The organism is Sphingobium soli, assembly GCF_020782245.1.
Lineage (GTDB): Bacteria > Pseudomonadota > Alphaproteobacteria > Sphingomonadales > Sphingomonadaceae > Sphingobium > Sphingobium soli.
Map to the genome: position 1 here is coordinate 238283 of NZ_JAJGNP010000003.1, position 26577 is coordinate 264859.

The 26577-nt window shown below is 65.7% G+C and carries 33 protein-coding genes and 1 tRNA gene; 22 read left to right on the forward strand and 12 right to left on the reverse strand.

All coding sequences use genetic code 11. From position 1 onward, the window contains the following. The first annotated feature begins 90 nt into the window (after positions 1–90). The 12 genes from LL253_RS05840 (at position 91) to LL253_RS05895 (ending at position 9660) form a co-directional block, all read left to right on the forward strand. On the forward strand, positions 91–2163 hold the full coding sequence (locus tag LL253_RS05840) for a M13 family metallopeptidase (protein ID WP_228226521.1): 2073 nt from the start codon (positions 91–93) through the stop codon (positions 2161–2163). Between the two features lie 193 nt (positions 2164–2356). Continuing rightward, positions 2357–2797: a DUF4168 domain-containing protein gene (locus tag LL253_RS05845; RefSeq protein ID WP_228226522.1), complete on the forward strand. Its 441-nt coding sequence runs from the start codon at positions 2357–2359 to the stop codon at positions 2795–2797. A 129-nt stretch (positions 2798–2926) separates the two neighbouring features. After that, complete coding sequence (locus tag LL253_RS05850; RefSeq protein ID WP_228226523.1) at positions 2927–4750, forward strand: cation:proton antiporter; 1824 nt, start codon at positions 2927–2929, stop codon at positions 4748–4750. Then, positions 4747–5394 (forward strand): OmpA family protein, encoded by a 648-nt coding sequence (locus tag LL253_RS05855; protein WP_228226524.1) that lies wholly within the window; start codon positions 4747–4749, stop codon positions 5392–5394. The genes LL253_RS05850 and LL253_RS05855 overlap by 4 nt, the downstream gene beginning before the upstream one ends. 32 nt (positions 5395–5426) lie before the next feature. Beyond that, positions 5427–6716, forward strand: a complete 1290-nt coding sequence (locus LL253_RS05860; protein WP_228226525.1) for an adenosylmethionine--8-amino-7-oxononanoate transaminase — start codon at positions 5427–5429, stop codon at positions 6714–6716. Between the two features lie 59 nt (positions 6717–6775). After that, positions 6776–6994, forward strand: a complete 219-nt coding sequence (infA, locus tag LL253_RS05865; RefSeq protein ID WP_003049127.1) for a translation initiation factor IF-1 — start codon at positions 6776–6778, stop codon at positions 6992–6994. Positions 6995–7006: 12 nt separating this feature from the next. Further along, the gene (locus tag LL253_RS05870) at positions 7007–7579 is read left to right on the forward strand and encodes a Maf family protein (RefSeq protein WP_228226526.1); all 573 of its coding nucleotides are present in this window, start codon (positions 7007–7009) and stop codon (positions 7577–7579) included. An 8-nt stretch (positions 7580–7587) separates the two neighbouring features. Then, positions 7588–8577, forward strand: coding sequence for a hypothetical protein (locus tag LL253_RS05875; protein ID WP_009823156.1), 990 nt, complete (start codon positions 7588–7590; stop codon positions 8575–8577). Beyond that, positions 8567–8761 (forward strand): DNA gyrase inhibitor YacG, encoded by a 195-nt coding sequence (locus LL253_RS05880; protein WP_228226527.1) that lies wholly within the window; start codon positions 8567–8569, stop codon positions 8759–8761. Before LL253_RS05875 ends, LL253_RS05880 begins: the two co-directional genes overlap by 11 nt. Positions 8762–8809: 48 nt before the next feature. Next, positions 8810–8885: transfer RNA gene (locus LL253_RS05885), tRNA-Phe, on the forward strand. A 146-nt stretch (positions 8886–9031) separates the two neighbouring features. After that, on the forward strand, positions 9032–9424 hold the full coding sequence (locus LL253_RS05890; RefSeq protein WP_009823054.1) for a UvrB/UvrC motif-containing protein: 393 nt from the start codon (positions 9032–9034) through the stop codon (positions 9422–9424). Beyond that, a complete protein-coding gene (locus LL253_RS05895; RefSeq protein WP_009823053.1) occupies positions 9421–9660 on the forward strand; it encodes a DUF3253 domain-containing protein in 240 nt (79 codons plus the stop codon). Before LL253_RS05890 ends, LL253_RS05895 begins: the two co-directional genes overlap by 4 nt. A gap of 180 nt (positions 9661–9840) precedes the next feature. On the opposite strand, the gene LL253_RS05900 is transcribed toward LL253_RS05895, so the two are convergent. Genes LL253_RS05900 through LL253_RS05955 form a run of 12 tightly spaced genes read right to left on the reverse strand, consistent with a single transcriptional unit; the run spans position 9841 to position 20471 of the window. After that, the gene (locus tag LL253_RS05900; RefSeq protein WP_228226528.1) at positions 9841–10497 is read right to left on the reverse strand and encodes a hypothetical protein; all 657 of its coding nucleotides are present in this window, start codon (positions 10495–10497) and stop codon (positions 9841–9843) included. Continuing rightward, positions 10494–10952: a hypothetical protein gene (locus tag LL253_RS05905; RefSeq protein ID WP_009823051.1), complete on the reverse strand. Its 459-nt coding sequence runs from the start codon at positions 10950–10952 to the stop codon at positions 10494–10496. Before LL253_RS05905 ends, LL253_RS05900 begins: the two co-directional genes overlap by 4 nt. Beyond that, complete coding sequence (locus tag LL253_RS05910) at positions 10952–12262, reverse strand: FliI/YscN family ATPase (RefSeq protein ID WP_228226529.1); 1311 nt, start codon at positions 12260–12262, stop codon at positions 10952–10954. The genes LL253_RS05905 and LL253_RS05910 overlap by 1 nt, the downstream gene beginning before the upstream one ends. Beyond that, the gene (locus tag LL253_RS05915) at positions 12252–12857 is read right to left on the reverse strand and encodes a FliH/SctL family protein (protein ID WP_228226530.1); all 606 of its coding nucleotides are present in this window, start codon (positions 12855–12857) and stop codon (positions 12252–12254) included. The genes LL253_RS05910 and LL253_RS05915 overlap by 11 nt, the downstream gene beginning before the upstream one ends. Beyond that, the gene (locus tag LL253_RS05920) at positions 12842–13285 is read right to left on the reverse strand and encodes a hypothetical protein (protein WP_228226531.1); all 444 of its coding nucleotides are present in this window, start codon (positions 13283–13285) and stop codon (positions 12842–12844) included. The genes LL253_RS05915 and LL253_RS05920 overlap by 16 nt, the downstream gene beginning before the upstream one ends. Continuing rightward, positions 13282–14022: a type III secretion system inner membrane ring lipoprotein SctJ gene (gene sctJ, locus LL253_RS05925; RefSeq protein WP_228226532.1), complete on the reverse strand. Its 741-nt coding sequence runs from the start codon at positions 14020–14022 to the stop codon at positions 13282–13284. The genes LL253_RS05920 and sctJ overlap by 4 nt, the downstream gene beginning before the upstream one ends. 19 nt (positions 14023–14041) lie before the next feature. Further along, entirely contained in the window at positions 14042–14428 is a 387-nt protein-coding gene (locus LL253_RS05930) for a hypothetical protein (protein WP_009823046.1), read from the reverse strand. Further along, positions 14425–14739: a hypothetical protein gene (locus LL253_RS05935; RefSeq protein ID WP_009823045.1), complete on the reverse strand. Its 315-nt coding sequence runs from the start codon at positions 14737–14739 to the stop codon at positions 14425–14427. The genes LL253_RS05930 and LL253_RS05935 overlap by 4 nt, the downstream gene beginning before the upstream one ends. A gap of 23 nt (positions 14740–14762) precedes the next feature. Next, positions 14763–15917: a hypothetical protein gene (locus LL253_RS05940; RefSeq protein ID WP_228226533.1), complete on the reverse strand. Its 1155-nt coding sequence runs from the start codon at positions 15915–15917 to the stop codon at positions 14763–14765. Further along, positions 15914–17722 carry a type III secretion system outer membrane ring subunit SctC gene (gene sctC / locus LL253_RS05945; RefSeq protein ID WP_228226534.1) on the reverse strand — a complete coding sequence of 603 codons (1809 nt, stop codon included), beginning with the start codon at positions 17720–17722 and terminating at the stop codon, positions 15914–15916. The genes LL253_RS05940 and sctC overlap by 4 nt, the downstream gene beginning before the upstream one ends. Next, positions 17719–19683, reverse strand: a complete 1965-nt coding sequence (locus LL253_RS05950; protein ID WP_228226535.1) for a flagellar biosynthesis protein FlhA — start codon at positions 19681–19683, stop codon at positions 17719–17721. The genes sctC and LL253_RS05950 overlap by 4 nt, the downstream gene beginning before the upstream one ends. Next, entirely contained in the window at positions 19683–20471 is a 789-nt protein-coding gene (locus tag LL253_RS05955; RefSeq protein WP_228226536.1) for a lytic transglycosylase domain-containing protein, read from the reverse strand. The genes LL253_RS05950 and LL253_RS05955 overlap by 1 nt, the downstream gene beginning before the upstream one ends. A 464-nt stretch (positions 20472–20935) precedes the next feature. On the opposite strand from LL253_RS05955, the gene LL253_RS05960 reads away from it, so the two are divergent. The 10 genes from LL253_RS05960 to LL253_RS06005 all read left to right on the forward strand — a co-directional run bounded on the left by LL253_RS05960 (position 20936) and on the right by LL253_RS06005 (position 26555). Further along, complete coding sequence (locus LL253_RS05960; RefSeq protein ID WP_228226537.1) at positions 20936–22063, forward strand: EscU/YscU/HrcU family type III secretion system export apparatus switch protein; 1128 nt, start codon at positions 20936–20938, stop codon at positions 22061–22063. After that, positions 22060–22368 carry a flagellar biosynthetic protein FliO gene (gene fliO / locus LL253_RS05965; protein WP_228226538.1) on the forward strand — a complete coding sequence of 103 codons (309 nt, stop codon included), beginning with the start codon at positions 22060–22062 and terminating at the stop codon, positions 22366–22368. Before LL253_RS05960 ends, fliO begins: the two co-directional genes overlap by 4 nt. Next, on the forward strand, positions 22368–23009 hold the full coding sequence (locus LL253_RS05970) for a hypothetical protein (protein ID WP_228226539.1): 642 nt from the start codon (positions 22368–22370) through the stop codon (positions 23007–23009). Before fliO ends, LL253_RS05970 begins: the two co-directional genes overlap by 1 nt. Positions 23010–23036: 27 nt before the next feature. Further along, positions 23037–23318 carry a FliM/FliN family flagellar motor switch protein gene (locus LL253_RS05975; protein WP_228226540.1) on the forward strand — a complete coding sequence of 94 codons (282 nt, stop codon included), beginning with the start codon at positions 23037–23039 and terminating at the stop codon, positions 23316–23318. A gap of 4 nt (positions 23319–23322) precedes the next feature. After that, entirely contained in the window at positions 23323–23973 is a 651-nt protein-coding gene (gene sctR, locus LL253_RS05980; RefSeq protein WP_009823036.1) for a type III secretion system export apparatus subunit SctR, read from the forward strand. Continuing rightward, the gene (sctS, locus tag LL253_RS05985; protein ID WP_228226541.1) at positions 23966–24235 is read left to right on the forward strand and encodes a type III secretion system export apparatus subunit SctS; all 270 of its coding nucleotides are present in this window, start codon (positions 23966–23968) and stop codon (positions 24233–24235) included. The genes sctR and sctS overlap by 8 nt, the downstream gene beginning before the upstream one ends. Then, positions 24235–25041 carry a type III secretion system export apparatus subunit SctT gene (gene sctT, locus LL253_RS05990; protein WP_228226542.1) on the forward strand — a complete coding sequence of 269 codons (807 nt, stop codon included), beginning with the start codon at positions 24235–24237 and terminating at the stop codon, positions 25039–25041. The genes sctS and sctT overlap by 1 nt, the downstream gene beginning before the upstream one ends. After that, positions 25038–25385 (forward strand): helix-turn-helix domain-containing protein, encoded by a 348-nt coding sequence (locus LL253_RS05995; protein WP_009823033.1) that lies wholly within the window; start codon positions 25038–25040, stop codon positions 25383–25385. The genes sctT and LL253_RS05995 overlap by 4 nt, the downstream gene beginning before the upstream one ends. A gap of 148 nt (positions 25386–25533) precedes the next feature. Next, positions 25534–26166 (forward strand): hypothetical protein, encoded by a 633-nt coding sequence (locus LL253_RS06000; RefSeq protein ID WP_009823032.1) that lies wholly within the window; start codon positions 25534–25536, stop codon positions 26164–26166. Between the two features lie 95 nt (positions 26167–26261). Continuing rightward, positions 26262–26555: a hypothetical protein gene (locus LL253_RS06005; protein WP_009823031.1), complete on the forward strand. Its 294-nt coding sequence runs from the start codon at positions 26262–26264 to the stop codon at positions 26553–26555. Positions 26556–26577 lie beyond the last annotated feature (22 nt).

Here is a 26577-nt window from a genome sequence, read left to right on the forward strand (position 1 = left end):
TGGACAAGCCTGTTGCACGGGCGTTCAAGTCCCGCTCATGCCGGGTGTGCCACAGGCGCGCCCAGTCTATGCCAAGCAAGGGACGCTTTGATGACCAAATATATTCTGGGGGCCGCCGTCAGCGCGCTCGCCCTGGCCGCGACTGCGGCCCATGCCGATCAGCCCGCGACTGCGGCCCATGCCGATCAACCCGCGACGCCGGCCACGGCATCGTCCACCACCGCGAAGCCGACTTATGGCAGCTATGGCTTTGACGAAAGCGGCATGGATATGTCCGTGAAGCCGGGCGACGATTTCTATGATTATGCCAATGGCACCTGGGCGAAGAACACGCCGATACCGGCTGACAAGTCCAATTATGGCGCCTTCAATATTCTGGATGACCTGTCGCGCGAGCGGACCAAGGGCATATTGGAAAGCGCGCAGACCGATCCCAACAGCAAGATCGGCAACGCCTATGCCGCCTATATGGACAAGGCCGCGGTTGAGGCGAAGGGCATGGCGCCGATCAAGCCCTGGCTTGCCGAAATCTCGGCGGTGAAGGATCGCGCAGCCTATGCCAAGGTCGCGGCGAAAGCAGCGCGCGCCGGCATTCGCGGCCCGTTCCGCTTCTATGTCGGGCAGGATGACAAGGACCCCGAAACCTATATCCTCTCGATGATGCAGGGGGGGCTGGGCCTGCCCGATCGCGACTATTATCTCGACCAGAGTGAGAAGATGGCCGCGATCCGCACCGCCTATGTCGCGCATCTGGAAAAGATGCTGACCCTGGCCGGCCAGAGCGACGCCAAGGCGCGCGCCGCCGCGCTCATGGCGTTCGAGACGGAAATCGCCAAGGTCCATTGGACCCAGATCGACAGTCGCGACGCCGACAAGACCTATAACAAGATGACGCTGGCGCAACTGGAGCAGGCGGCGCCCGGCTTCGATTTCGCGAGCTATTATGCGGCGAACAATCTTGAGCCCGCGAGCCTGCTGGTCGCGCAGCCCAGCGCCATCACCGGCGAAGCGGCACTGATCGCCAAGGCACCGATGCAGGTGCTCAAGGACGGGCTGCTTCTGTCCAGCCTGCATGCCTATGCTGATTATCTGCCGGACACCGTCGCTGACGCGGACTTTGCCTTCTATGGCACCACCCTGTCGGGCACGCCCGAGCGCGAGGAACGCTGGAAGCGCGGCGTCACCTTCCTCAAGGAATCACTGGGCGAGGAAGTCGGCAAAATCTACGTCGCCAAATATTTTCCGCCCGAAACCAAGGCGGCGATGGACGACCTCGTCAAGAACATACTTGCCGCCATGGGCCGCCGCATCGACGCGCTGCCCTGGATGAGCGACACGGCCAAGGCGCGTGCGCACAAGAAGCTGGCCGCCTTCACGCCCAAGATCGGCTATCCCGACAAATGGCGCGATTATACCGGGCTTGAGATCAAGCGCGACGACCTGCTGGGCAATGCGATGCGGTCCAACGCGTTCGAGTTCGACTATAATATCGGCAAGCTCGGCAAGCCCATCTATCGCTGGGAATGGGGCATGACGCCGATGGAGATCAATGCCTATGCCAATTTCGGCATGGTGGAGATCGTCTTCCCGGCTGCCATCCTGCAACCGCCCTTCTTTGATCCCAAGGCGGACCCGGCTGTCAATTATGGTGGCATTGGCGCGGTCATCGGCCATGAGCTCAGCCATCATTTCGATGATCAGGGCGCGAAATATGATGAAACTGGCAAGCTCAACCAGTGGTGGACCGATCAGGATGTCGCCAATTTCAAGGCGCTGACCGACAAGCTGGTCAAACAATATGACGCCTATGAACCGTTCCCAGGCGCGCATGTGAAGGGCGCGTTCACGCTGGGCGAGAATATTGGCGATCTGGGCGGCCTGGCGGTCGCGCTTGACGCCTATCATGCCTCGCTGGGTGGCAAAAAGGCGCCTGTGATCGACGGCATGACCGGCGATCAGCGCTTCTTCCTTGGCTGGGCACAGGTATGGCGGCGCAATTATCGTGAAGCCAATCTGCGCCAACGGCTGGTGACCGATCCGCACGCGCCGTCGCAATATCGCACTGACATCGTGCGCAATTTCGACGCCTGGTATGACGCGTTCAAGCCGGCACCCAATGGGAAAATCTATCTGTCGCCCGAAAATCGGGTGAAGATATGGTGAGAATAGAGACGGCCGGCGGAGAAATTCGCCGGCCTACTCAATTATTGATCGCCGACAGCCCGTGATTAAAAACGGGTCGGGCGAATGGAACCGGCCAGTCGTCTATCGGATGGCTCGACTCATCCAATAAGGTCTTCCCACGTGTGCACGGGCTGCCCATTTTGTTTGGGTAACACGACGCAGGAGATCGAAGATGAAGGGCCTGATTGAATCCCGTTTGACTAAGGTTGGTCTTGTTTCGGCTGCCTTCCTGGCTGCCACCCCGCTCTATGCGCAGATGAGCCCGGCCGCTCCCGCAGAGCCGGCAGCGCCAGCGGCGACCCCCGCACCGGCTGCAGGGGCCAGCAACTTCACGGATGCCGAGATCAAGCAATTTGCTGCGGCGGCTGTCGAAGTCACGAAAATTCAGCAGGACAGCACAATTTCGGCGGCGGACAAGCAGCCTAAAATGTTGGCTGTGGTGCAGTCGTCCGGTCTTCCGCCTGAAAAGTTCAACCAGATCGGGCAGGCCGCAGCAGCCGATCCGGCGCTTCAACAACGTATCCAGGCGTCGGCTCCTGCCGCGCCCGCTACCCCGGCAAGTCCCGGCACCGCTCCGATGCAGCCCGCTGACCCGGCCCAGCCACCTCAGTAAACTATCGACGACTGCCTTAAGATTGGGCGGCTTCCGGAAGGAGGCCGCCCTTTCGTGTATCTAAAGCAAAAAATTGGTTCCCTTCTCGAACGAAAATATCGGGGGTGACGACGGCGATCCACTCTGACTATGCTCCGCCTCATGCATGACCAGGCCCTATCCATTGCGCTGATCGGAATTTTCGGCATCGGCGCGCAATGGATTGCCTGGCGCACTGGTTGGCCCGCGATCGCGCTGATGCTGGCGGCCGGTGTCATCAGCGGGCCGGTGCTGCATCTCATCAATCCCGAACATGTGTTTGGCGAACTGCTGGAACCGATGGTGTCGGTGGCCGTCGCGCTGATCCTGTTCGAAGGGGGATTGAGCCTCAATTTCCGCGAATTGCGCAAAACCGATGGCGCGGTTACGCGGCTAGTATTGTTGGGCGCGCCGATCGGATGGATATTGGGCGCGGTCGCCTGTTTTTATGTCGCGGGTCTGGTCTGGCCGGTCGCCATATTATTTGCCGGCATTTTGGTGGTGACAGGGCCGACGGTCGTCCTGCCACTGCTGCGCCAGTCCAACGTCGCGGCGCGACCGCGCGCAATCCTGAAATGGGAAGCGATCGTCAACGATCCGGTCGGCGCGCTGCTCGGCGTCGTGACCTATGAATATCTGCGGCGCGCAGGTGAAGGAGGCTCGCTCGCCTCGGTGATCTTTGCGCTCGTCGCGGCGGCGGTGGTTGCGGGCCTGATCGGCTGGCTGGCGGCGAAGGCTTTGGGATGGGCATTCCCGCGTGGCCATGTGCCTGAATATCTAAAGGCGCCTGTTCTGCTGGTCGCGGTGATTGGCGTGTTTGTCCTGTCCAACGCAATCCAGCAGGAAACCGGACTGCTGGCAGTTACGGTGATGGGCGTGGCGCTGGCCAATATGCGGCTCGATTCGCTGCGCGATATTCAGCCGTTCAAAGAAAATGTCACCGTCCTGCTCATATCGGGCGTGTTCGTCATCCTGTCCGCCTCCTTGGATTTCGAGGCGCTGCGCCAGTTCGAATGGCGTTTTCTGGCCTTCTTGTTGGTGCTGATGTTCTTGGTGCGACCTGCGACGGTGCTGATCAGCCTGGCCTTTACCAAGGTGCCCTGGAACGAGCGGTTGTTGGTGGCGTGGATCGCGCCGCGCGGTATCGTGGCGGTTGCCATTTCCGGCTTGTTCGCGCTGCGGCTGGACCGGTTGGGCTATAGTGACGGGTCGATCCTGGTGACCCTGTCCTTTGCGGTGGTGGTAGCGACGATCCTGTTCCACGGCTTTTCGATCCGCCCGGTGGCGCGATTGCTCAAGGTGACGGGCGCGGCCGAGCGCGGCCTGCTGATCGTCGGCGCAACACCGTTCAGCTTGGAATTGGCGACGCAGTTGCGGCAGCTGGAGGTGCCGGTGACGATCGCGGACAATAGCTGGCAGCGTCTGTCCCCCGCGCGTCACGCCGGCATTCCGACCTATCATGGCGAGATATTGTCGGAGGCGACCGACGAACGGCTGGACCTCGCCCAGTTCCAGGTGCTGGCCGCGACGACTGACAATGAAGCCTATAACGCGCTTGTCTGTACCGAGTTCGCGCCTGAGATCGGCCGGGACAATGTGTATCAACTGGGCGACGCGAGCAATGACGAGGACCCGCGCGCCTTGCCCGAATCGCTGCGCGGCCGTGCGCTGTTTTCCGCCGGGCATGGCGTGGAGGACATCATCCAGCGCGAGGAGCAGGGCTGGACCTTCCGCAAGACGCGCATCAGCGAGCAGTTCGATTTCGATGCGGCGAAAGCGTCCTTGTCCGAAGGCGGTGACATGCTGCTGCTGCTGCGGAAAAGCGGCGCGCTGCGCTTCTTCACCCATGCGTCACGGCCGACGCCGCAACCGGGCGACACCATTCTGACCTATGTGCCGCCGTCCAAGCCGAAGCCGAAAGGAGAGGATGAATGACGAAACTGGCTCCAGCCCTCCTGCTGCTGGGCGCATTATGTGCCTGTCAGCCGCCCGAGGCGAATGATCCGGCCAATGGGACCAATGTTGCGGTCGACGATGCCGACAATGCGGTTTCGGTGATGGCGGGTGCCAATGAAAGCGCCAACGCCGCAGAACCGCAGCGATCCATCCTGCGTCCCGAAGTGGCCGAGCCCGAAGAGCCGCCCAAGATCGAGCCGGCACAGGCTGTGATCGGCTTTGGCGAAACGCCGATGAAGTTGGATGACGCGGCCCGGCAGGCGCTTGACGCGTTGATCGTCACGCCTGCGATGAAGGCGGGCGGACCCATAACCTTGCGTGGCCATAGCGATTCGCGCGGGGCCGATGGCGATAACAAGGTCGCCTCAGCCAAGCGGGCGGAACTGGTGCGCGATTATCTGGTCGAGAAGGGCGTGGCCAAGGACCGCATCACCCTCATCGCCATTGGCGAAGGCCGGCCGGTTGCGCCCAATGTTCGGGAGGACGGCAGCGACGATCCTGAAGGTCAGGCGAAGAACCGCCGCGTGGACGTGACGGTCGCCCTGCCAACGGTGATGGTCCCGCCGCCGGTCGCGCCCAACGCCGCCGACCCTGCGGCCAAAGCTGCGCCCAAGTCGCAATAGTCTTTATCCGGACCTTGGATTAAGGGGCGTCCATGACCTCTCCTGTCTGGCACCCCTTTTTCCAGCATGGCCTCAACGAAGCCATCCCCCATGTAGTTCGCGCCGAAGGGGCGCTGCTGCATCTGGCGGATGGTTCGACTTTGATCGACGCCATTTCCAGCTGGTGGGTGACGACGCACGGTCATTGCCATCCCCGCATCGCCGCAGCCATCGCGCAGCAGGCCGGAACGCTCGATCAACTGATCTTCGCCGGCTATACTCACGAACCGGCGGAAGAGGTCGCGCGGGGCCTGATCGCGCTGGCACCCCGTGCGGATAACCAGCCGAAACTGGCGCATGTCTTCTATTCCGACAGCGGCTCCACGGCGGTCGAAGTCGCGCTCAAGATGGCGCTTGGCTATTGGCATAATCTGGCACTGGATGGCCTGGCGCAGCCGCGCAGCCGCATCCTCGTGCTGGAACATAGCTATCATGGCGACACCATCGGCGCGATGTCGGTGGGGGAGCGGGGCGTCTACAATGCTGCCTGGACGCCGCTGCTGTTTGATGTCGACACCATCCCCTTTCCCGCTCCAGGACGGGAACAGGCGTGCCTGGATGCGCTGGAGGCGGCCTGCGCCCGGCATCCCGCGGGCTTTGTCGTTGAGCCGTTGATCCTGGGGGCAGGCGGCATGTTCGTTTATTCCGCCGACGTCTTGCGAGAGATGGCGGCCATTTGTCGTCGCCACGGTGTCCTGCTCATCGCTGACGAAGTAATGACGGGGTGGGGGCGGACCGGCGCGATCTTCGCCTGCGAGCAGGCCGGGGTCGTTCCGGACATCATGGCGGTGGCGAAGGGAATCACGGGCGGGGCCATTCCGCTGGCGGCGACGCTGGCTACCGCACCGATTTTCGAGGCGCACCGATCGTCCGATCGCGCGCGGCTGTTCTACCATTCGTCGAGCTACACCGCCAACCCGATCGCCTGCGCCGCAGCGGTCGCCAATCTGGCGATCTGGCGCGAGGAGGATGTGCTGGGGCGGATCAAGCAGTTAGCGCAAACCATGGCCGATCGACTCGCGACCCTTGCGTGCAGTCCCGCCTTTGCCAATCCGCGTCAGGCGGGCACGATCGTCGCGATCGACCTGGTGACGCCGGATGCGGGATATCTGTCGGATCTGGCGCCCCGCCTGCGCCTATTCTTTCAGGACCGCGGCCTCTTGCTTCGGCCGCTGGGCAACACCATTTACCTGATGCCGCCATATTGTCTCGATGCTCAACAGCTCGATAGGATCTTCGCGGCCCTGCATGCGGCTGGCGAAAAATTCGGTTTGCACGCCTGACTTTCATTTTGCACCGTTTAACGCTATGGCGGCGCGATTTTTCGCATATCCGGGATATTATGGCCAAAGAAGAACTGCTTGAAATGCGCGGACAGGTTGTGGAGCTTCTCCCCAACGCCATGTTCCGCGTGCGGCTGGAAAATGATCACGAAATTCTCGGCCACACGGCCGGCAAGATGCGCAAGAACCGCATCCGCGTGCTCGTGGGTGACGAAGTGCTCGTCGAACTCACACCCTACGACCTGACCAAGGGTCGGATCACCTACCGCTTCAAATAAGCCGCAGACACGATGCGGCTCATCCTTGCTTCGGCTTCCCCCAGACGGCGTGACCTTCTGGGGCAAATCGGCGTTGTCCCTGATGCGGTGGACCCTGCCGATATCGACGAAACCCCTCATAAGGCGGAATTGCCTTCGGTCTATGCTGCGCGCGTGGCGGCCGAAAAAGGCGCTTTGGTCGCTGGTCGCCATGCTGGCGCGCTTGTCTTGTCGGGCGACACGGTCGTGGCGGCGGGGCGACGCATCCTGCCCAAGGCCGAGGCGGAAGATGAGGCGCGCGCATGCCTCAGCCTGCTTTCGGGGCGGCGGCATCGCGTGTTCAGCGCCATAACGCTGATCGATGGCAAGGGCGTGGCGCGCCATCGCCTGTCGACCAATATCGTGACGTTCAAGCCCTTGGACCGCTCCGAGATCGATGCGTATATCGCCAGTGATGAATGGCGGGGCAAGGCGGGCGGCTATGCGATCCAGGGGCGGGCCGCTGGACTGATCCGCGCGATCCAGGGTAGCCATAGCGCAATCATGGGCCTGCCGCTTTATGAAACCCGCGCGCTGCTGAAAGCCGCGGGCTATTCTCTCGACTAGGACAGACAATGGCCGAATGGCTTTATGAAGAAGGAATTGGCGAAGCGCGGGCCGGGCTGATCGAGCATGGTCGGCTGGTCGAGGCGCTGGTCGAGCGGGAAACCGAGGCGGCGCGCGCGGGGGCGGTGGTGCAGGGGCGGCTGATCGCCACGCTGATTCCGAAGAAGCGCGGAGTCGTGCGGCTGCTGTCGGGTGAGGAAGCGCTGCTGGAGCCGATTCCGCCGCGCTTGGCCGAAGGCGCCACTGTGCTGGTCGAAATCCTGCGCGAGGCGATTGCCGAGGAGGGGCGGCCCAAACGCGCCAAGGCCCGCGTTGCGCCGCCCGGCGTCAAACCGCACCCCGGCCCCAGCCTCCTCCAGCGCATTCGCGCGACCGGCGTCCCTGTCGTGCCATGCCCGGCGCATGAAGAGGACCGTCTGGAAGCGCATGGCTGGAGCGAATTGATGGAGGAGGCCATGAGCGGGGAGGTGGGCACCGAAGCGGCTGCCCTGCGCCTCTATCTGACGCCCGCCATGCTTTTGATCGATGTTGATGGGTCCTTGCCCCCGGCGCAGCTCGGCCCCAAGGGCGCCAAACTAGCGGCGCAGACCATTCGCCGCATGGGATTGAGCGGATCGATCGGCATTGATCTGCCGACGATGAACAACAAGGACGAGCGGATGATCGCCGCCGCCCAGATCGACAAATATCTTCCTCTCCCGTTCGAGCGGACGGCGGTGAATGGCTTTGGCTTCCTGCAGATCATCCGCCGTCGGGAGCGAGCGAACCTGATGGAATTGCTGCTGGACAACGTCGTATTGACGGCCGCGCTTGCCTTGCTGCGGCGGGCCGAGCGACACGGGACGGGCGGTGCGGCGACGCTGATCGCTGCGCCCGCCGTTATCGACCTGCTGCGCCAGCGCCCCGACTGGATCGATCTGCTCGCGCGGCGGCGCGGCGGAGAGGTGGGCTTGCGCGCTGATCCGGCCCTGACCATATCGGGTGGCCATGTCGCCTAAACCCGCCACTTGCCCCGTCTGCGCTGCGCCATCTCGGCCAGAAAGCCGTCCCTTTTGCAGTGCCGCCTGCCGGGATCGGGATCTGTTGCAATGGCTGGGCGAAGGCTATCGCGTCGCTGGTCCTCCTGCCGACGATATGCAGCAAAAAAACCGCGAGGAAGGGCTGGACAGCCCCTTCGATTGACGCCTATAGGCACGCCTCCAATCGGCGGACGCTTCGCCGAAACCCCGTGCCCGGGTAGCTCAGTTGGTAGAGCATGCGACTGAAAATCGCAGTGTCGGCGGTTCGACTCCGTCCCCGGGCACCATTTGTCCTTTTTCCCTCATCCCGCAGCACCCACAGCCGTTCAGCGACGGCTTAGACGGGTTTTGAACACCGCGTCGTTTAAGCGAGGGATTGCCCGGTAAGCCCGGCTCAGGAAAATAGGGGTATTGCGCCGGTCGGTTCATCACCATGCCCACCACCTGCATATCGTTCTTGGCTGATGGCTCGACGAAATCGATCGCGATCATCTCGCCGGCGGTGAGAAAATCCATTCTCAGGCGTTTCGCAGAAATGACTGACACGATCGAGACCCTGCAAGCCAGAATGGAAGCCGCAGTCCGTGCCCTGGATTTTGAGCAGGCGAGCCGCGTCCGAGACATGATCAGCCTGATCCGCGGCGGTGCCACAGTGACCGAAGCTGAGAGGGCGGACCTGTCGGGCGTCGAGCGTCAGCGCCCCGGCGCTATGGGACTCGGCACCAACCGACAGCAAGTGACGGCACCGGAGGGTTGGAAGCCCCCTGCCAAGCCCGATCCGATGACTGCGGGGCGGTCGTCGCGCAAAGGGCGCCGGAAGCAGTGACGGCAAGCGCGCGACACACGGTCTTGGCGCTGCTGGCCAAGCGAACGGCAGACGCGACCATATGCCCGAGCGAGGTGGCGCGCGCCATGACTGGATCGGAGGAGCCATGGCGAGACGCGATGCCGATGGTGCACGCCGCCGTTGACGCGCTGCTTGGCGAGGGCCAGCTCAAGCTGAGCTGGAAGGGGGCGGTGCTGACGGAGCGCAATGGACCGTATCGGATCGGGCGCAAGTAATGGCGCGGCTTTTGCTGCGGAACAGCCTATCCTGCCGGTCAGGACGATGGGATCGGGCTTTGCATGCGGTATTGCGCCAGATGGCATACCGGCCCCAGCGACAGCGTCTGGTCGGACCGACGCGAGCCGCCCCTGTGCGCACCAATGCGGCGCCGATGGCGGCGGAGGTCTGAAGGCCGTTTAGCGCAGCGCTGCCCCGCCGTCGCGGATCGTCGCGTCCAGCCCTCGGGCGCGCAGCCGCGCTTCGAGCTCCTTGAGCGCCTCATTCCTGTCCTGCGCGTCTGCGCCAAGGTCGATCAGCACGGACAGCCCGCCTTGCTGCGCATCGATCCGCACATGTTCGGCGCGCCACTGGTCGCCCGGCAGACTGAGGTGGGTGGAGGCCGATGACGGGGCTCCTGCATCCATCCGCTGCACCCACATTTGCGCGCTCGCTGCATCCTGCACGGCCGCGCCGGCAGGGGATGTCGCCACTGGCGCGCCCTGCGCCTCGCCCGTCCGCTGGAGTTGAGGCGCGAGCGCCTGGCTCACCTTGTCATCGCTCGGCCCTGACGCGGAGCCATGCTTTGCCACCCCCAGGGTCTGCGGCGACAACGCCAGCGTCATGGCGGGAGCCGGCGCGGGCGCTGGGGGCGTCGCCGCTTCGTCCGCAGCTTTCTGCTTGCGCAACGGCTTGCCCTCGCCGCCGCCATTCCTGGTCTTGCGCGCCAGCAGGTTGCGAAAATTTTCCGCCGCTTCGGAGCCGGCCGCGTCCTTGGCGACCGTATCCGCCCGCGTCCCTGTGCCCGTGCGCAGTGCCACCGGCTGCGGCGTTGTCGAGTCGATCGCCGCGCTCATGCCAGCATCGCCGGGATCGGGGCGGGACGCACCTCGTCCTCGGCGCGGCGGCCGACCTGGCGCTGCCAGCTCTGCACCGCGCGCTCCAGTTCCTGCAACATCGCATCATGCCGCGCCTGCGCGCGCAGCCATTCGCGCTTAAGCCGGTCGGCCAGCGCACGCGCCTCCGCCAGCGCCGCGCCGGCCTGGGTGCGTAGCAGCTGCGATGCCTCCGCTCGTGCGGATACGGCTTGGCAATGCAGCTGGACCAGCGGGTCGCAGGGCTGGCCGAGCCGCTCCGTCATCGCCGCCGCCCGGCTCGCCAACGCGTCGGCGCAGGCGCGCGCCGCCTGCTCCTCCTGCACCTGCGCGGCGACGATCGCCTGCCGCGCGGCCGCTACATCGTGCGCGCACCGCTCCAGGTCGCGCTTGCGCAGCCGGACGATGGTTTTGAGCTGGTCGATCTGGTCGCTCATCATTCAAATCCTCTCAGGATGGCGCGTGTCATCGGCAAGGACGCCGTTTCATGAGTCGATTGCCGCAGGAAGCCGTCCAGTTCGTCGCGCCGCGCGATGGCGCGGTCGGCCAATGCGTCCTGCCCCGGCTTATAGTCGCCGACCTGCAGCAGCAGCTCGATCTCGTCGAGCTTGGCGAGCATCGCGCGAAAGGACAGGGCGGCGCGGCGCTCGCCTTCCTCCATCAATTGTCCCATCAGCCGGCTCTGGCTCACCAATATGTCGATCGCAGGATAATGGCCGCGCGCCGCCAGCTTGCGTGACAGGATGACATGGCCGTCGAGCAGTGATCGCACTTCCTCGCCGACCGGGTCATCCTCCTCCTCCTCCAGCAGCACCGTGTAGATGCCGGTGATTTCGCCGCGGGCGTCGCATCCGGCCCGTTCAAACAGGCGCGGCAGTTCGGCGAAGACCGAAGGGGGAAAGCCGCGCCGCACCGGCGGCTCGCCCGACGCCAGACCGATCTCGCGCAGGGCGCGGGCGAAGCGGGTCACTGAATCCATGAGCAGCAGGACATGCTTGCCCTCGGCGCGAAAGCCCTCGGCGATGGCGGTGGCAGCATGGGCGGCGCGCGCGCGCTCCAGCGCCGGGCGGTCGGATGTCGATGCAATCACCACCGATCGCGCCAGTCCCTCGCTGCCCAGATTGTCCTCGATGAATTCGCGCACCTCACGACCGCGCTCGCCGATCAGGGCGATGACGATAACGTCGGCCTGGGCTTGCCGCGCCAGCGTGCCGAGCAAGGTACTCTTGCCGCCGCCTGCCGCGGCAAACACGCCGATCCTTTGCCCGCGTCCCAGCGGCAGCAGCCCGTCGATCGCGCGCACGCCCGTTTCCACCTGCCTGTCGATCCGCTGGCGCTCCATTGGATTGGGCGCGGCGGCATAGAGGGGCTGGCTGGCCGGCGTTTCGACCGGCGGCAGCCCGTCGAGCGGTTGCAGCCGCGCGTCCAGCACCCGGCCCAGCAGCGCGCCCGACACCGGCACGCGGTCCTCGCCCACGCGCACCATCACTTCGGTTTCGCCCGACAGGCCGCGCAGGTCTCCCATCGGCGACAGGATCGCTTCATGTTCGGACAGGCCGACCACCTCAGCCAGCAGCGAATGGCGGCCCGCCGGGCTCGCCAACTCGCAAATGTCGCCGATGCGCACGGTGACGCCGCTCACGCGGATCGCCGTGCCGATCGCGCCGCGTACCTTGCCACGCTGCTCGAAGCCCGGCCCGGCCTCCAGCGTGTCGAACAGGGCGGACAGGCGGGTGTCAGAGCGCATCGGCCACCTCCCAGCGCGCGGCGAAGGATTGTATCTGTACGCCCACATCGGCGACGATCCGACCATCCGGGGCCGTTAGCCGGCACTGGTCGTCGGTTAGGCCTTCGCGCGGCCGCACCGCCAGTTCGACCGATGACGGCCGGTCGGCGAATGCGCGCTCGATATGCGGCTGCATCGCGGCGGACACTTCGACCAATATCGGTCCGCGCGACCCCAGCGCCTCGACGGCGCGGCGAGCGATGCCGGCCATTTTATCCTCTGCGGGCAGCGCGCCGACCATCTGGCGCAGCGCCGCCAAAGCAAATGCGGCGACATCCTCGTCGCGGCGGGCGGCATCGGCCTGCGCCTCCTCGGTCAGCGCGACGATCGCCTCGGCAAAGGCAGCGCGGCCCTCCTCTTCACCGGTGCGCCGGCCCTCCGCAGCCGCCGCCTCGCGCGCCTCGGCCAGGGCCTGTGCCTGCCTGTCATGCCAGCCGCGCACTGCGTCCAGCAGCGCGACGGCCTCGGTAATCGGCGCGCGCTCCTGGTCGCGCAGCAGCGGCTTGTCGCTCGCTAGCAGGCTGCGCCCATCGGCGTGGATCAGGTGAAAGGCCATGCGTCCAGTTCCTTGAGAAGCGCTTCGGCCTGGCCCAAGCGTTGGCGCGCCTCGGCGTCCGTGGCCGCCCCGCGCAGCAAGCGCTCGGCTGCATGAGGCAGCACCTCAATTGGGGGCAGTGGATCGCGACCGCCATCTTCCAGCATCCACAGCCGTTCCAGTACCGGCGCGCCCACCAGCATGGCGTAGCCGCGCAGGCGCGCGCCGTCGATCAGTCGCCCCAGCGCCGACTGCGCGCCGATCAGCAGCGCGACCGTCGCGACTCGCTGCTGCCGCGCGGGGGCCAGAGCCGGCCATCGCGGCAGCGCGCGCAACGTCGCAAAATCCGGTCGCGCCGGGCGACCAAAGCGCGCGCCACGGGTCATCGGCCAGCCGCCATGACGCGCCACCTGCGCCAGTTCGCGCCGCGCCGCCGAACCGCTGCTCATGCCTGCTCGCTCTCGACCCGTGCGGGGACCGCGCCGGGGCGCCGCCGACGCCAGAACAGGGTGGCGAGCCCGCCCAGCCCGGCCAGCGCCAGCAGCAAGCGGCTTGCCCAGCTGTCGAAGCTCGCTACCAGCATCGACTGCTCGGGCGGCGGCGCGGCTTGGCTTGGCACCATCACCACCGACACCTTGTCATAGGCCAGTCCTTCGATGCTGTTGGTCACCAGCGACTTAATCGCCCCGGTCTGGCTGCGCAGGTCATAGCCGGGCTGATATTTGACGAAGATGGCGGCCGATGCGGGCTTGACCTTGTCGGACAGGGGGTCGGCTTCCGGCATAGCGAGATGGACGCGCGCCTGGACGACGCCGTCAATCTCGCTCACGGTGTGGCTCAGTTCCTGGCTCAACCCGTAGATCAGCCGCGCCCGTTCCTCCACGGGTGAGGAGACGAGCCCCTTCTTCTCGAACAGCGACCCCAGATTGGCGAAATCCTCGCGCGGCAGGCCCTTGGCCCGCAGCAGCTGGATCGCCTTGGAAAAATCGTCGGGGCTGACGGCGACGGCCCACTGGCCGTCCTTGTCCGCTGATTTGGCGGCATCGATATGCGCGTCGCGCAGCGCCGCGATCATGTCGTTGGCCTGACCCTCCTTCAATTGACCGTAGATTTCCTGGCTGCCGCACCCGGCCAGCGCCAGCGCGGCGACCAAGGCCAGGCCCGACCTTCCGATTCTGGGGATCACCGTCTCTCTCCTCTCAGTTTCAGCCCTGCTGGCGGAACAGCTGCTGCACGCCTTCCGAGCTGCGATTGGCGATGTTGGACGTCAGCTGGCAATGGAACATGAATTCCTGGCAGCGCATCGTCAGCTGGACGACCTCGCCCGGCGTCAGTTCGCCGCCCGTGCCTTCCACCGACCGGGCATAGTCGGCGACCGACTTGGCTTCGCCATTCACCTTGTCCAGCGTGCCCAGCATGCCGCGCAGCGCCGGCGACATGTCGGTGCCGCCGATATGCTCGGTCGCCGCGACCTTGAGCGACGCCGCAAAATCGGCCGCCGCGTCCTGCCCGGCCTGCTGGGGCATGGCCGGGGCCAGCTCCACCTGCCGGGCGGGGATCGCCGCCTGCGCGGTGACGGGATCGACCATCATTGCTTGCGCGCCATGGTTTCGAGCGCCTTGGACACGCTGTCAATCGAACTGTGCGAGCTGTTCGACAGGAAGCTCATCTTCATCGCCTCGGCGGTCAGCATGGTGATCTGCGAGGGGTTATCGCCGCCTTCATTGGCGATCAGGTCGGATTTCTGTTCGATCGTCGCGGCCTGGCGGTCGAGCGCCTTGCCCCAGGCGGAGGCAAAGGCTTCGAACCAGTTGCCGGGCGCGTCGTCCTGGCGCATGCGCGCGCCGGTCAGCGGCGTATTGGCCAAGGTCGCCATGTCGGCGCGGGAAATGCTGTCGGTCATGTCAAATCTCCTTATGTGCGTCTTCAGGGGGTGATGCGTTCCATCCGGCCGTCCTTCTCGAAGGTGACGGCATTGGGGGCGACGGACACCAGATGATGTCCGGTGGGCAGGGTGGCGCCCGGAAACCAGTGCGACCCGTCGGCGGTCACGATATGGGCGGGATCGGCGACGATCGTCGCCAGCCCCGCGCCGCTCTGGGTGAAGAAAGATTGCAGCGGGCTCGCGTCCAGGCTGTCGTCCACGCGGAATCCCACCTGCCGCACGGCGGGCAGGTCTTTGCGCAGGTCGGCCCTAATCTGGGCCTGCCGGTCGGCGGGCATATAGCCCGCGCGCACGACCAGCGCGCCGGGCTGGGCCGGGCTGACGCGCGCAGCGACGCCCTTGCCCTGCAGGATGTCGGTAGCCGCACTGGCGAGTTGCGGGCCGGTCTGGGCATCGACGATCACGCCGTCGCCATGCTGGGGCGCGAGCGCGCGCAGCCGGGCCAGCTCCTCTTCGTCGCGCACCACGCCGCCGATGCTGAGCGCGCCGCCCGGCGCTTCGCCGACCGTGACGCCGCTGAAGCCCGCCTGCCGCACGGCGCGACTCAGGGCGGCCTTGTCGCCGCTCTGGCCGGCGACCAGCGTTCCCAGCGGTTCGGCCGCTGCGACGCACAACAACCCGGCGCAGCCCGCGCCCAGCGCCAGCCGCGCCATCTTGCGGTCGATCCGGCCAACATGCGCGCGGCCCATGTCCAGCATCCGGTCGATCAGGCGCGGCGCCTGCAACGGCCCGACCGCAACGCCGCAGGGTGTATCGGCGATCTTGCTCGCATCGTCCCAGCGCGGCGATACCGGGGCGCCATGCGCGACCAGATATTCGCCCAGACGGAAGGGCAGATAGGCCGGCAGCACCGCCTGCTCGCCCGCTGCCAGTGTGCGGCCCAGCAACTCCACCTGCCCCTGCAGCACGCGCAGCTGCGCCGTTTCGGGGTTGAGCTCCAGTTCGATCGCGCAGTCGCGCGTGCCCGCGCCGCGCAGCACCACGTCATTGGCCAGGCCATGGCCGATGCTGACGCGCGCGCGCCCGTCGAGCGGGTAGGCCTTGCCGGACAGGCGGCCGGACAGGAGTTTGAGCACGCGGTGCGCGACGGCGGTGCCGCGCGGCATGTCGATCCCACGGATCGTTGCAGCGGTCATTGCAGGGTCTCCATCTGCAGACGGGGCGCAGGCGGGGACGCGGGCGCCCCGCCGAACCTGGTTGGCATGGGCGACGTCATTGTCGGCGTGTCCAGCCGGTTGATGCGCGGGGAAATCAGGAAGAGCCGCTCCACATGCTGTCGGCGCTTCGATCGTGACTTGAACAATTCGCCCAGCACCGGGATCTGCCCCAGCACCGGAATGGCGGTTTCCGCGTCCATGTCGGAATTGACGGTCAGGCCGCCCAGCAACAGGCTTTCGCCCTCGGCGATCAGCGCCTGGGTATTGACGCTGGCGCGCTCCACCACCGGAATGCGGTCAACCGTGCCGTCGAGCAGTGCGCCATCCTCGACATTGACGACCATGCGGATGCGCGGCTGGCCATTATCGACCAGCACGTGCGGGTTGACGCGCAGCACCGTGCCGGCAGTCACGTTGAACAGGTCGACCTGCCGATCGCCCGCGACCCGGACATAAAAGGTGCGGGTGCGGTCGAACACCGCCTCGACATTGGACAGGGTGACGAGCTGCGGTCGCGACACCACCTTTGCCGCGCCCTTTTCCTCCAGCGCGCTGATGCGGGCAATGAACTCGTTGTTCGCGCCGATGATGCCCGACAGCGACAGGCCGCGATTGACGCTGCCGGTGTTCAGCGAGTCGGTCAGCGGATTGCCCGTGCGCCGGACGATGTCGCCGCCGAACAGCGCGCCCCAGTCGCCGCTCCGGAAGCGCCAGTTGATGCCCAGCTCGCGCAGCCGATCGACATTGATGTCGATGATCGTCGCTTCCAGCTCCACGATCTGCGGCGCGACATCCAGCGACCGCACCAGCCCCTCATAGGCGGGCATGTTTTCGGGGCGGTCGCGCACGATGACGGCGTTGAGCGAAGGATCGACGGTGATGCGCGGGCCGGCCTGCGGCGCGGGCTGGGCCTGGACCACGATCGGCTCCTGGCCCGGCAGGCCCAGATAATCCTCCTCGTCATTGTCATAAGGGGTGGAGCGCGACGCGTCGGGCGCGACGCTGTCCAGCCCCTTGCCCATCAGGCGCGGCACCGACTGGCGCACCTGCTGCGCGCCATAGCTGCCGCCAACAGTGCCGATCGGCAGCCCGTCGCCCATCACGCGCGCGACGATGGTGGCGACGCCGGGCACGCGCACTTCGCGATCGCCCGTGCGCAGCGTGGTGTCATCGGCGCGGGCGTAGCGCAGGTAGAAGACGCGTAGTTCATAGGGGTCGATGCCGCCGGGCGTCAGCGGCTGGGCGCGACCTGGCGCGATCGCGGCGACCGGCGGCCGCTCGCGCACGGCTGTGCGGGGCTGGGCGCTGGCGATTTGCTGCACTTGGTCCAGAAAACGGGGCACGCCGGTCGCCAGCACGCTTTCGGCCGATGTGATGCGCACACGATTGTTGCCGTCGCTCAATCGCCCGCGCGTGACCGCGCCCGACAGGTCGGCCGCGCGCCCTGTCGCCACGCTCATCGTGCGGCTCTGCACGTCATTGGCGCTGTAGACGGTGACGACCGACCCGTCATAATAGGCGATCAGGTTGAACGCGCTCGCCACCTGCCGCCAGATATCGGCGGGCATGCCCGAAAAACGGCCGTTGATCTTGCCAGACACCGTGCCGTTCACCGCGACCCGCAGGCCCGATGCGGCAAAGAACTGGTTCAGGAAATCGGGGGCCGGCTGATCGCGCGCGGTGATGTTGACCTTGCGGTCGCCAAAGGGCGGCTCGGCGGCATGCAGCGCGGGCGTGGCGCTGGCCAGCGCGAGCGCACAGGATAGGCGCAGCATCCCCCTCATGCCGCGGCCTCCATCGGCGCCTGTTCCTCGATCGCGTCGGGCGTCCGGTCGAGCGTGCCGACAACGTCCAGCGGCAGCGCGGGCGTCAGCTCATTATAGCACAGGATCGGCAAGCCAAAGAGGTCGCCGGCGGTCAACTGCCGCAGCGGCCGGCGCAGATCATAGGCGGTGATGATCGCGCGCGCACCGCATTTGGCGGTTTCGCTGCGGATCATGCCGATCAGCGTGCGCGCTTGGTCAGGCGGCATGGCGAGGTGCGCGACGCCCTCCACCGTCTGTAGATTGTCGCGGAAGAAACGCTCCAGCCGGCCGCCCACGACCAGTACGGGGAAACGGCCATCCGCCATATGGGGTGCGGCGATATAGCGGCGCAGCGCCACCCGCGTGCGGTCCGCGATCGGTACCGCATTGCGTTCCGATTGACCGATTTCGGCGATGGCTTCCAACACGTCGCGCAGATTCCGCAAACAGACCTCCTCTTCGGCAAGCAGGCGCAGCACTTCGGCGATGCGCGGGGATGACACGGCGCGCACGACTTCCTTGACCAGGTCGGGATAGTCGGCGCCCATGCGGTTGAGCATGGTAGTGGTTTCCTGAAGCCCCAGGAAACGGGCGGCATTGCGCCGCAGCAGCGCCTCGATCGCCGGCGCGATCGCCTCTTCGAACGGCCCGTCCACTTCGCCCGATCCGACCGGCGCCTCATAGGCGCTCAGCGTCCAGCGCGGCCGCTCCCCCTCGGGCAGCAGCCGGGTCGTGACTTCGCCCGCCGGCATCGGCAGCCCCAGCCGCGCCTGCACGGCTTCGATCACCAGCACGAAACGGGCGCGCAGCCGTTCGGCCTGCGCCGCGTCGAGCGCTGGCGCGGCGATCTCCAGCACCAGCGGCCGCACCGGGCGCGGCGCTTCGGGCTGTGCCGCCAGCGTTTGCGGCAGCGGCTTCTCGCCTTTGTCGAACCGCGCTGCCTTGCCCATGATCCAGGCGTGCAACACCGGATGCTGCCACGCCGCCGCGCTGCCCAGCGCAAAGGCGATGCCGATGAAGACCGCAGCGGGAAAGCCGGGGATCAGCGCCATCAACAGGCACAGGATCGCGGCGGGCGCCAGCACCTTGGGCTTGCTGCCGATCTGCTGCACGATCGCCGGGCCCAGGCTCCCGTCACGGCTTTCGTCCGTCGTGCGGGTAACCAGCAGGCCCGCCGCCATGGCGCTGAACAGCGCCGGGATCTGTGCGACAAGGCCGTCGCCGATGGTCAGGATCGAAAAGACCTGCATCGCCTCGCCCGCTTCCATCCCGTGGGAAAAGACGCCGACGGCCAGGCCCCCGACTAGGTTGATCAGCACGATGACGATGGAGGCGATGGCGTCGCCCTTCACAAACTTCATCGCGCCGTCCAGGCTGCCGTGCAGCTTGCTTTCCAGCTCCAGCGTCCGCCGCCGCTCACGCGCTTCGTCTTTGCCGATCAGCCCGGACCGCAGGTCGCTGTCGATCGACAATTGCTTGCCGGGCATCGCGTCCAGGCTGAACCGCGCCGCCACTTCGGCGACGCGCTCGGCGCCCTTGGAAATGACGATGAACTGCACCACCGTGATGATCAGGAAGACGACCAGCCCGACGATCAGATTGCCGCCGGCGACCATTTCGCCGAACTGCTGGATGATGTGCCCGCCCTCGGCGGTCGTCAGGATCATGCGCGTGGTCGCGATCGAAAGCGACAGGCGAAACAGCGTCGAAAGCAGCAGCACTGTGGGAAAGGTGGAGAAATCGAGCGGCTTGGTGATGTGCAGCGTGGAAAGCAGCAGCAGCAGGCCGATGGCGATATTGGTCGCGACCAGCATGTCGATCATGATTGCCGGCAACGGCAGGATCAACAGCGCGACGATCGCCACCACGGCGACGATCAGCATCAGGTCGGCCGGGCGCACCGCGCCGCGCGGCAGGCGGGAAATCAGGCTGGCGGCCATCAGCGCGTCGCTCCGCTGCGCAGCGCGGCATAGCGCGCCATCACCTTGACGACATAATCCTGCGTTTCGCGATAGGGGGGGATCTGGTTGCCATAGCGTGCCACCGCGCCTTCACCTGCATTATAGGCGGCCAGGATCAGGTCGAAATCCTTGCCGTAGCGCTTCTGCAGCGATTTCAGCAGCCGCGCGCCGGTTTCGATATTGATGGCCGGATCATAGAGCGCGTCCTGCGCAACACCGAAGCGGGCGCCGGTACCCGGCATGATCTGCATCAACCCCCGCGCGCCGGCATGCGACAGTGCGCTGGCGCGATAGGTCGATTCGGTGCCGATGATTGCGTGCAGGAACAGTGGGTCGATGCGGTGGGCGGCGGCGGTCGCCTGGATATGCGAGTCGAAATCCGGCATGAAGCCGGCAATCTTGACCGGACGATCCAGCATGGCACTGACCCGGCGCGTGCCCGGCGGCGGTTCGGCCAGCGCGGTCTTGCCGCGGCGGCGCTCCGGCTTCTTGGGCTTGTCTTCCTTGACACCGATGATGCGCGCCACGTCGGGCGTCGTGCTGATCGGCGCGCGCGGAGCGACGACGATCCGCGCCGCACAGCCCTGTAACGCCATATAGCCGTTCGTGCTGCCGCCATCGGCGACGCGCAGATTGGCGTTCAGCGGGCAGGACCCGAAATCGATGTCCCGCCAGCTTACATTATCCTCGGCATAGACAATGCTGCCCGCCGATGAAAATGCGAATAGAGTCGCAATAGAAATATTGCGAAAAATTGCGATTGCCATCCTGACGATCTCCTATCTGGTGACGTCCACACACCAAATTCTCGATCAGTCTAAGTCTGTAGTAATCTAACGATATTTGTCGTCATATACTTGTGCTTATCCGCCCAGAGAGCGACGGATTGGCGAGGGCTTTGTCGCGCTACAATTTCGGCGAAGCCACTGTAACGAGACGGATTGTGGCCAAGAGGCGATGAAGTGAAATCAACTGGTCGATTGCTATGGAACCGTGACGAATCAGTCACATAATCGTTACGACTAGATGAATTACCATGTCGAAGTCGAAACATCTGCGAAGATGAACGGCTCGTCCCAATCCTGCCATCGAGGGTTGACGAAGCGACGCTTTGTCTAAACTTTTACTTGGGTCCACACACGCACTTCATGAAGCTGTTTGGCGCCGGTTCCCATTGACTGCCGCACAGCTTCTTCCCGGTTCATGCCTCCAGGCACGGTGTGGAGTTTCCATGGCGCAAAAGAATGACGGCGGTGACAAGACCGAGAAGCCGACTCCCAAGCGACTGCGCGACGCCCGCCGCAAGGGTGACATCGCCAAGTCGAAGGATGTCGGGCCCGCTCTCGGCATGATCATGTGGTTCCTGCTGCTGCTGTTCGCGGCCGGCCATGCCGGCGCGCAGATCACCGGTCTGATGCGCGATACGCTCGGCACGGCGACCAGCATGCCCTTCGATGCGGCCGCGCCCGTACTGGGCTGGGCGGCGCTGCTCGTGCTGGTGTCGGTCAGCCTATTGATCCTGGGGCCTGCCGCGCTGATCGGCGTAATCGCTGAATTCGTACAGGTCGGCGCCCTCGTCACCACCGAAAAGCTCAAGCCTTCACTCGACAAGCTGAACCCGATCGAAGGGCTCAAGCGCATGTTCAGCATGGACAATCTGGTCGAGCTCCTCAAGACCGTCGCGAAGGTTACGCTGATCCTGATGATCGCCGGGGTCATCCTCTGGCGCTCGGCCGATGGTTTCGTCAGCTTGCTGCAGGCGGCGGAATGGTCGCCGGTCGACCATCATGGCGACCAGGTGGCGAGTGCGATGCTGGCGCTGATCCGGTCGGTGTCGATCCAGCTCTTCGCCTGGACCTGCGCCATCTTCCTGCTTGTCGCCGCCGCCGATCGCGCCTGGGCGCAGCACAGCTTCATCAAGAAATTGCGGATGAGCCGGCGCGACATCAAGCAGGAGCATAAGGATAATGAAGGCGATCCAATGCTGCGCGCGCAACGCCGGCAACTCCATGAGGAATGGGCCAATCAAAATGCCGTGGCGGCCGCCGGCCGCGCCAATGTGCTGCTGACCAATCCGACGCATCTCGCCATCGCGCTCGACTATGATCCCGAAGACTGTCCGGTGCCGATGGTCGCGGCCAAGGGCGAAGGGCCGCTCGCCGCCGCCATGCGCGCCGAGGCGGAGCGCGAAGGCGTGCCGATCGTGCGCAATATCGGCCTGGCGCGCGGCGTCTGGGGCGAAAGCGAGGTGGGCGGGCCGATCCCGCGCGACCGGTTTGATGCGATTGCCGAAATCATCCTGTGGGCGCGCCGGGCGCGCGACGGGTTGGAAGCTCCGGTGCGGGAGGATGCGGAATGAACGCGGGGACTTTCTTCCTCAGCCTGCTGGCCGTTGTGCTGGCGCTCGCCGTCGTGCTGGGCCTGGCATGGGTGGCGCTGCGGCTGCTGCGACGGTGGAACGATCATTTCCAGGGCGGCGGCGAAGCAGCCGAGCAGCCGATCCGCTTCCTGCGCGCCATGGCCGTGGGCCAGCGCGAGCGCATCGCCCTCGTCGAGGTGCGGGGCGAGGTCATGCTGATCGGCGTCACTGGCGGCAATATCAGCCTGCTCGCGCGCTGGCCCGAAGGCCGCGCCACGCCGTTCGCCCCGGATGGACGGCCCTGATGACGCCCGAGCCGCCTCGCTTTCCTGTCATGGGTGCGGAGGAGGCGCATCTGCGCCAGAGCCTGCTCGGCGCGCTGTGCGGCCTGAGCGTCGATGATCGGGTACTGCGCGCGCAGCTTCTGCCGCACGGCGACGATGCGACCGCCTGGTTCCGCTGCGCTGACGCCATCGCCTTTCGCCTGCTCCGCTTCGGCGGCCGCGCGCTGTCCATGGATGCCGGCGATGGCCCGGGGATGGCGGCGCTGCTGGACGCGGCCGACGATCTGCTCAGCGCCGTCGAAGCTGCGCTCGGCCTGACGTTGGACCCGCTCGACATCGGTCCATGTCCCGACACCGCCGGGCTGACTGTGCGGATCGGCTCGCTCGACCAGCAGATCGTCCTGCTGCTGTCGGTCCCGTTCGACGCGGCCATTCTGGCCCAGCCCGCGCCGCTCGCGCCATCGCTGCTCGGCCATATCGCGCTGCCTGTCGCGATCGCTGTCGCGGGACCGCGCCTGTCCCCGGCCGACGCGGCGACGCTTTCGCCCGGCGACCTGCTGCTGATCGGGCCGGCTCCCATCGCTGCTACGCTGTGCCCGCCGCACGGCGATGCGATCCCGGGCCGGCTCGATCCGGTCGCCCGCTGCTTCCGGCCGCACTGAGCCGCTTGTTCCCAAGAGGAGAAGATCATGGATGATGCCGATACGCCTGCCATGTCTCCAACCCCCGCCAGCCCGACATTCCCGGCGGACGATTTTTCGGTGCAACTGCGCTTCGAGCTGGACCAGACCGATGTCCCGCTCTCTCGGCTTCAGGCGGTGCAGCAGGGCGGCGTGCTGCCCTTGCAGGATCGCGACGGCGCGCTTCCCGTCCGTATCATCGCGGGCGGCCGCGCTATTGCGGCGGGCCAGATCGTGTCGGTCGGCGACAGCTATGGCGTGCTCATAGAGACGGTTCTCAAGGAGGGCTGAACCCATGGACGTGTCCGCCTTCACGCCCGGCAGCGCTCTTGTCGTCGTCGTCCTCATCGCACTCGCGCCCTTCTTCGCGGTGATGGTGACCAGCTTCACCAAGATCGTGGTGGTGCTGTCGTTGCTGCGCAATGCGCTGGGGCTGCAGCAGGTGCCGCCCAATGTCGTGCTGAACGGCATGGCGCTCGTTCTGTCGGTCTATGTCATGTATCCCACCATGCAGCAGATGGCGGCGGCCTCGGGGCAGCAGGCCGTACCGTCCCAGACCAGCGAGATATTCTCCGCCGCCGACCGCGCCAAGGAGCCGCTGCGCGCCTTCCTCATCAAGCATAGCGCCGCGGACGAGCGTGCCTTCTTCCTGCGCACGCAGCAGCGAGTCGCCAAACAGAGCGGCACGCAGGCGGCGAGCGCCACCGACTTCATCGTCGTCGTGCCTGCCTTCGTCGTGCGCGAACTGACCGTCGCCTTCCAGATCGGCTTCCTCATCTTCCTGCCCTTCCTGGTGATCGACCTCGTGATCTCCAACATTCTGCTGGCGATGGGCATGATGATGCTCTCGCCCGTCACCATATCCCTGCCGTTCAAGATCTTGCTGTTCGTGCTGGTCGATGGGTGGGTGAAGCTCTCGCACGGACTGGTGCTCAGCTATGTCTGACAGCTTCATCCGCATGACGATCGACGCGCTGTGGCTGGTGCTGCTGCTGTCCGCCCCGCCGATCGTTGCGGCCTCGGCGGTCGGGCTGCTGGTCGCGCTGGTGCAGGCGGCGACGCAGCTTCAGGAACAGACGCTGCAATATACACTCAAATTCTTCGCCATCGTCGCCACCATCTTCCTCACCGCCTCGCTGCTGGCGGGCAGCCTCTACCAATATGGCAACACCATCTTCACCCAGTTCCCGGCCATGGTGCGCCAGTGATGGCGGGCGCGGCGGGAGGCATGCAGGGCGTGCCGGGATGGATGATGGAATTGCTGCTGGTCGGCATCGCCTCGGCCCGCTTCGGCTTCGCCTTCGCCATCATCCCCCTGTTCGCGCAAAACACCATTCCCGCCACGGTCCGCAACGCGATCATCCTCACCTTCGGCGGCGTCGCCTTCGCCCTCCAGCCCAATTTCATGGTGCAGGATATCGGCACTTTCGGCTGGGCGATCATGCTGCTGCGCGAAGCCGGGATCGGCATCGCCATCGGCTTCTTCTTCGCCACCATCCTCTGGGCGATGGAGGCGGCAGGCGAGATTATCGACGCCAAGGTCGGCGCGACCATCGGCCAGATATTGGAGCCCAATGGCGGCACCATGACATCGCTCACCGGATCGCTGCTGCAACGGCTCGCCCATGTCCTCTTCGCCGCCTGGGGCGGACTGTTGCTGCTGGTTGGCACCATCATGGAAAGCTTCGTCATCTGGCCGATCGCCAAGAGCTGGCCCGTGCTAGATCCGCAGTCGCTGATCCTGTTCGAAGGGGAATTCGGTCGGTTGATGACGCTGGCGCTGGTCTTCGCCGCGCCGATTCTGGTGATGCTCTATGTCGTCGATGCTGCGCTCGGCCTGCTCAACCGCTTTGCGCAGCAGCTCAACGTCTTTTCCCTGTCGCTCTCGATCAAGAGCTGGGCCGCGACCGCGCTGCTCCTCATCCTGGTGCCGCTGCTCGCGCAGGCGGTGCTGAAGGACCTGTCTACCCGTAGCGACATCGTCCGCGCGGTGGCAAGGACGCTGGCGCGATGACCGACGGGCAGGACGAGGAAGCCCGCCTGCGCGAATTGATGCGCTTGCTGCGCCAGGCCGATGCGCGCGCGGCGGAGGAGGATGTGCCGATCGGCGAGTTTCGCATCCCCCGCTCACGCGTGCCCGAACGGCATAGCCAGGCGATCGGCACGCTCACCCGAACCGAAGTGGCGGTGCTGCGCTTCCTGGGCTGGGGCCGCGCCAATGCCGACATCGCGACCCTGCTGGTCATCAGCGAAAATACGGTGCGCGTGCACCTCAACAATATGTGCCGCAAGCTGGAGCTGGACGGCGTGCGCGAACTCAACGCGCTTGCCGGCCTGCTCTTCCACCCGCTCAGCTAGTCGGATCGCTTAGGACCCTAGTCGGATCGGGGAGGGCGGACGGCTGGCAGGTCGGTCATACAGGATGGCGACGACGGCGGTTCGACCCGTTCGCGCCGCCGTTCAGGCGCCCTTTGAGGGCCGGATTTTCAAGGACAGGAGAATAACGATGTTTGGCATTGGTTCCTTTAACCCCATTTCCCTCCTCGCCACCTCGATGCTCGGCCCGATCGGCGGCGTCGTCGCCCAGTTGGCGCAGCAGGTCTTCTCGCAAATGGGTCAGCAGATCCTGCAGCAGTTCGGCGACAAGCTCGGCTTGCCCCAGGGCATCATCGACATGGCGCAAAGCCAGTTCGCCGGTTCGATCGGCGACTTCCAGGGCGCGGCCAGCAACATCGATGAAGCGATCGACCAGTTCGGCGCCGGTGTCGGCGCTTCGCCCTTTGACATCGCCCAGGCCCAGAATGGCGTCCAGCAGATGATGATGCAGTTCATCGAGGAGATGAGCCAGAGCGAAGAGTTCAAGGACGCCAAGGCTTCGGGCGGCAAGGGCAAGGTCGCTGGCGCCGGTTCGACCGGTGCGCCGGGCTGGCTGATGGCGATGGCGCAGGCGCTGGGCGAGGAACTGGACCGTCTGGGTCAGGACATGCAGAGCCGCGCCGAATCGCTGAAGGGCGACGACGCCAGCGCCTCGGCCGAATTCGGCGTCGTGTCGCAGCAGTTCAGCATGCTGATGAACGCGACCAACAACGCCATCAAGACGATCGGCGAAGCCATGTCGAACACCGCGCGTAAGCAATAATCCGCTTACCCCGCAAAGCAAACGGTTGGAGGCCCATCCCTTGGATCGGGCCTCCGCCTCTTTTATCAGGGGCTTGACAGCACAGGAGGACGATCATGTTCCGAACTGTAATCATTGCGCTGGCGCTTGTGGCACCCGTCGGCGTCGCAACCGCCCAGGATATCGCGCCCGTCATCAGCCCAGGCCAGGCGGCCGAGGGCATATTCCATCGCTCCGTCGCCGAAGGCCAGGCGCGCCGCATCCGCGAAGGCAGATCGAGCGCCAACGCTGCTCCCACGGCTGGCCAGCGGCGCGCGTGCGCCAGCCTGCCGCGCTTCCGGGCGGAACTGGGCGCGAACGAGCCGCGCGTTCGCAAGCTGGAAGGGCTGTGCGCGGGCGCCGGCCTCTAATCGGATCGACTAGGGGACTAGT

Coding starts and splice junctions, on each gene's coding strand:
- LL253_RS05845 (WP_228226522.1), top strand. CDS start 2,357: ATGAAGGGCCTGATTGAATCCCGTTTGACTAAGGTTGGTCTTGTTTCG.
- LL253_RS05915 (WP_228226530.1), bottom strand. CDS start 12,857: ATGGCCTTTCACCTGATCCACGCCGATGGGCGCAGCCTGCTAGCGAGC.
- LL253_RS05855 (WP_228226524.1), top strand. CDS start 4,747: ATGACGAAACTGGCTCCAGCCCTCCTGCTGCTGGGCGCATTATGTGCC.
- LL253_RS05935 (WP_009823045.1), bottom strand. CDS start 14,739: ATGACCGACAGCATTTCCCGCGCCGACATGGCGACCTTGGCCAATACG.
- LL253_RS05880 (WP_228226527.1), top strand. CDS start 8,567: ATGTCGCCTAAACCCGCCACTTGCCCCGTCTGCGCTGCGCCATCTCGG.
- LL253_RS05995 (WP_009823033.1), top strand. CDS start 25,038: ATGACCGACGGGCAGGACGAGGAAGCCCGCCTGCGCGAATTGATGCGC.
- LL253_RS05975 (WP_228226540.1), top strand. CDS start 23,037: ATGGATGATGCCGATACGCCTGCCATGTCTCCAACCCCCGCCAGCCCG.
- sctC (WP_228226534.1), bottom strand. CDS start 17,722: ATGAGGGGGATGCTGCGCCTATCCTGTGCGCTCGCGCTGGCCAGCGCC.
- fliO (WP_228226538.1), top strand. CDS start 22,060: ATGAACGCGGGGACTTTCTTCCTCAGCCTGCTGGCCGTTGTGCTGGCG.
- sctR (WP_009823036.1), top strand. CDS start 23,323: ATGGACGTGTCCGCCTTCACGCCCGGCAGCGCTCTTGTCGTCGTCGTC.
- LL253_RS05970 (WP_228226539.1), top strand. CDS start 22,368: ATGACGCCCGAGCCGCCTCGCTTTCCTGTCATGGGTGCGGAGGAGGCG.
- LL253_RS05860 (WP_228226525.1), top strand. CDS start 5,427: ATGACCTCTCCTGTCTGGCACCCCTTTTTCCAGCATGGCCTCAACGAA.
- LL253_RS05950 (WP_228226535.1), bottom strand. CDS start 19,683: ATGGCCGCCAGCCTGATTTCCCGCCTGCCGCGCGGCGCGGTGCGCCCG.
- LL253_RS06000 (WP_009823032.1), top strand. CDS start 25,534: ATGTTTGGCATTGGTTCCTTTAACCCCATTTCCCTCCTCGCCACCTCG.
- LL253_RS05900 (WP_228226528.1), bottom strand. CDS start 10,497: ATGAGCGCGGCGATCGACTCGACAACGCCGCAGCCGGTGGCACTGCGC.
- LL253_RS05955 (WP_228226536.1), bottom strand. CDS start 20,471: ATGGCAATCGCAATTTTTCGCAATATTTCTATTGCGACTCTATTCGCA.
- infA (WP_003049127.1), top strand. CDS start 6,776: ATGGCCAAAGAAGAACTGCTTGAAATGCGCGGACAGGTTGTGGAGCTT.
- LL253_RS05940 (WP_228226533.1), bottom strand. CDS start 15,917: ATGACCGCTGCAACGATCCGTGGGATCGACATGCCGCGCGGCACCGCC.
- sctS (WP_228226541.1), top strand. CDS start 23,966: ATGTCTGACAGCTTCATCCGCATGACGATCGACGCGCTGTGGCTGGTG.
- LL253_RS05905 (WP_009823051.1), bottom strand. CDS start 10,952: ATGAGCGACCAGATCGACCAGCTCAAAACCATCGTCCGGCTGCGCAAG.
- LL253_RS05890 (WP_009823054.1), top strand. CDS start 9,032: ATGCCCACCACCTGCATATCGTTCTTGGCTGATGGCTCGACGAAATCG.
- LL253_RS05930 (WP_009823046.1), bottom strand. CDS start 14,428: ATGATGGTCGATCCCGTCACCGCGCAGGCGGCGATCCCCGCCCGGCAG.
- LL253_RS05840 (WP_228226521.1), top strand. CDS start 91: ATGACCAAATATATTCTGGGGGCCGCCGTCAGCGCGCTCGCCCTGGCC.
- LL253_RS05920 (WP_228226531.1), bottom strand. CDS start 13,285: ATGAGCAGCGGTTCGGCGGCGCGGCGCGAACTGGCGCAGGTGGCGCGT.
- LL253_RS05910 (WP_228226529.1), bottom strand. CDS start 12,262: ATGCGCTCTGACACCCGCCTGTCCGCCCTGTTCGACACGCTGGAGGCC.
- LL253_RS05850 (WP_228226523.1), top strand. CDS start 2,927: ATGCTCCGCCTCATGCATGACCAGGCCCTATCCATTGCGCTGATCGGA.
- LL253_RS06005 (WP_009823031.1), top strand. CDS start 26,262: ATGTTCCGAACTGTAATCATTGCGCTGGCGCTTGTGGCACCCGTCGGC.
- LL253_RS05870 (WP_228226526.1), top strand. CDS start 7,007: ATGCGGCTCATCCTTGCTTCGGCTTCCCCCAGACGGCGTGACCTTCTG.
- sctT (WP_228226542.1), top strand. CDS start 24,235: ATGGCGGGCGCGGCGGGAGGCATGCAGGGCGTGCCGGGATGGATGATG.
- LL253_RS05960 (WP_228226537.1), top strand. CDS start 20,936: ATGGCGCAAAAGAATGACGGCGGTGACAAGACCGAGAAGCCGACTCCC.
- LL253_RS05875 (WP_009823156.1), top strand. CDS start 7,588: ATGGCCGAATGGCTTTATGAAGAAGGAATTGGCGAAGCGCGGGCCGGG.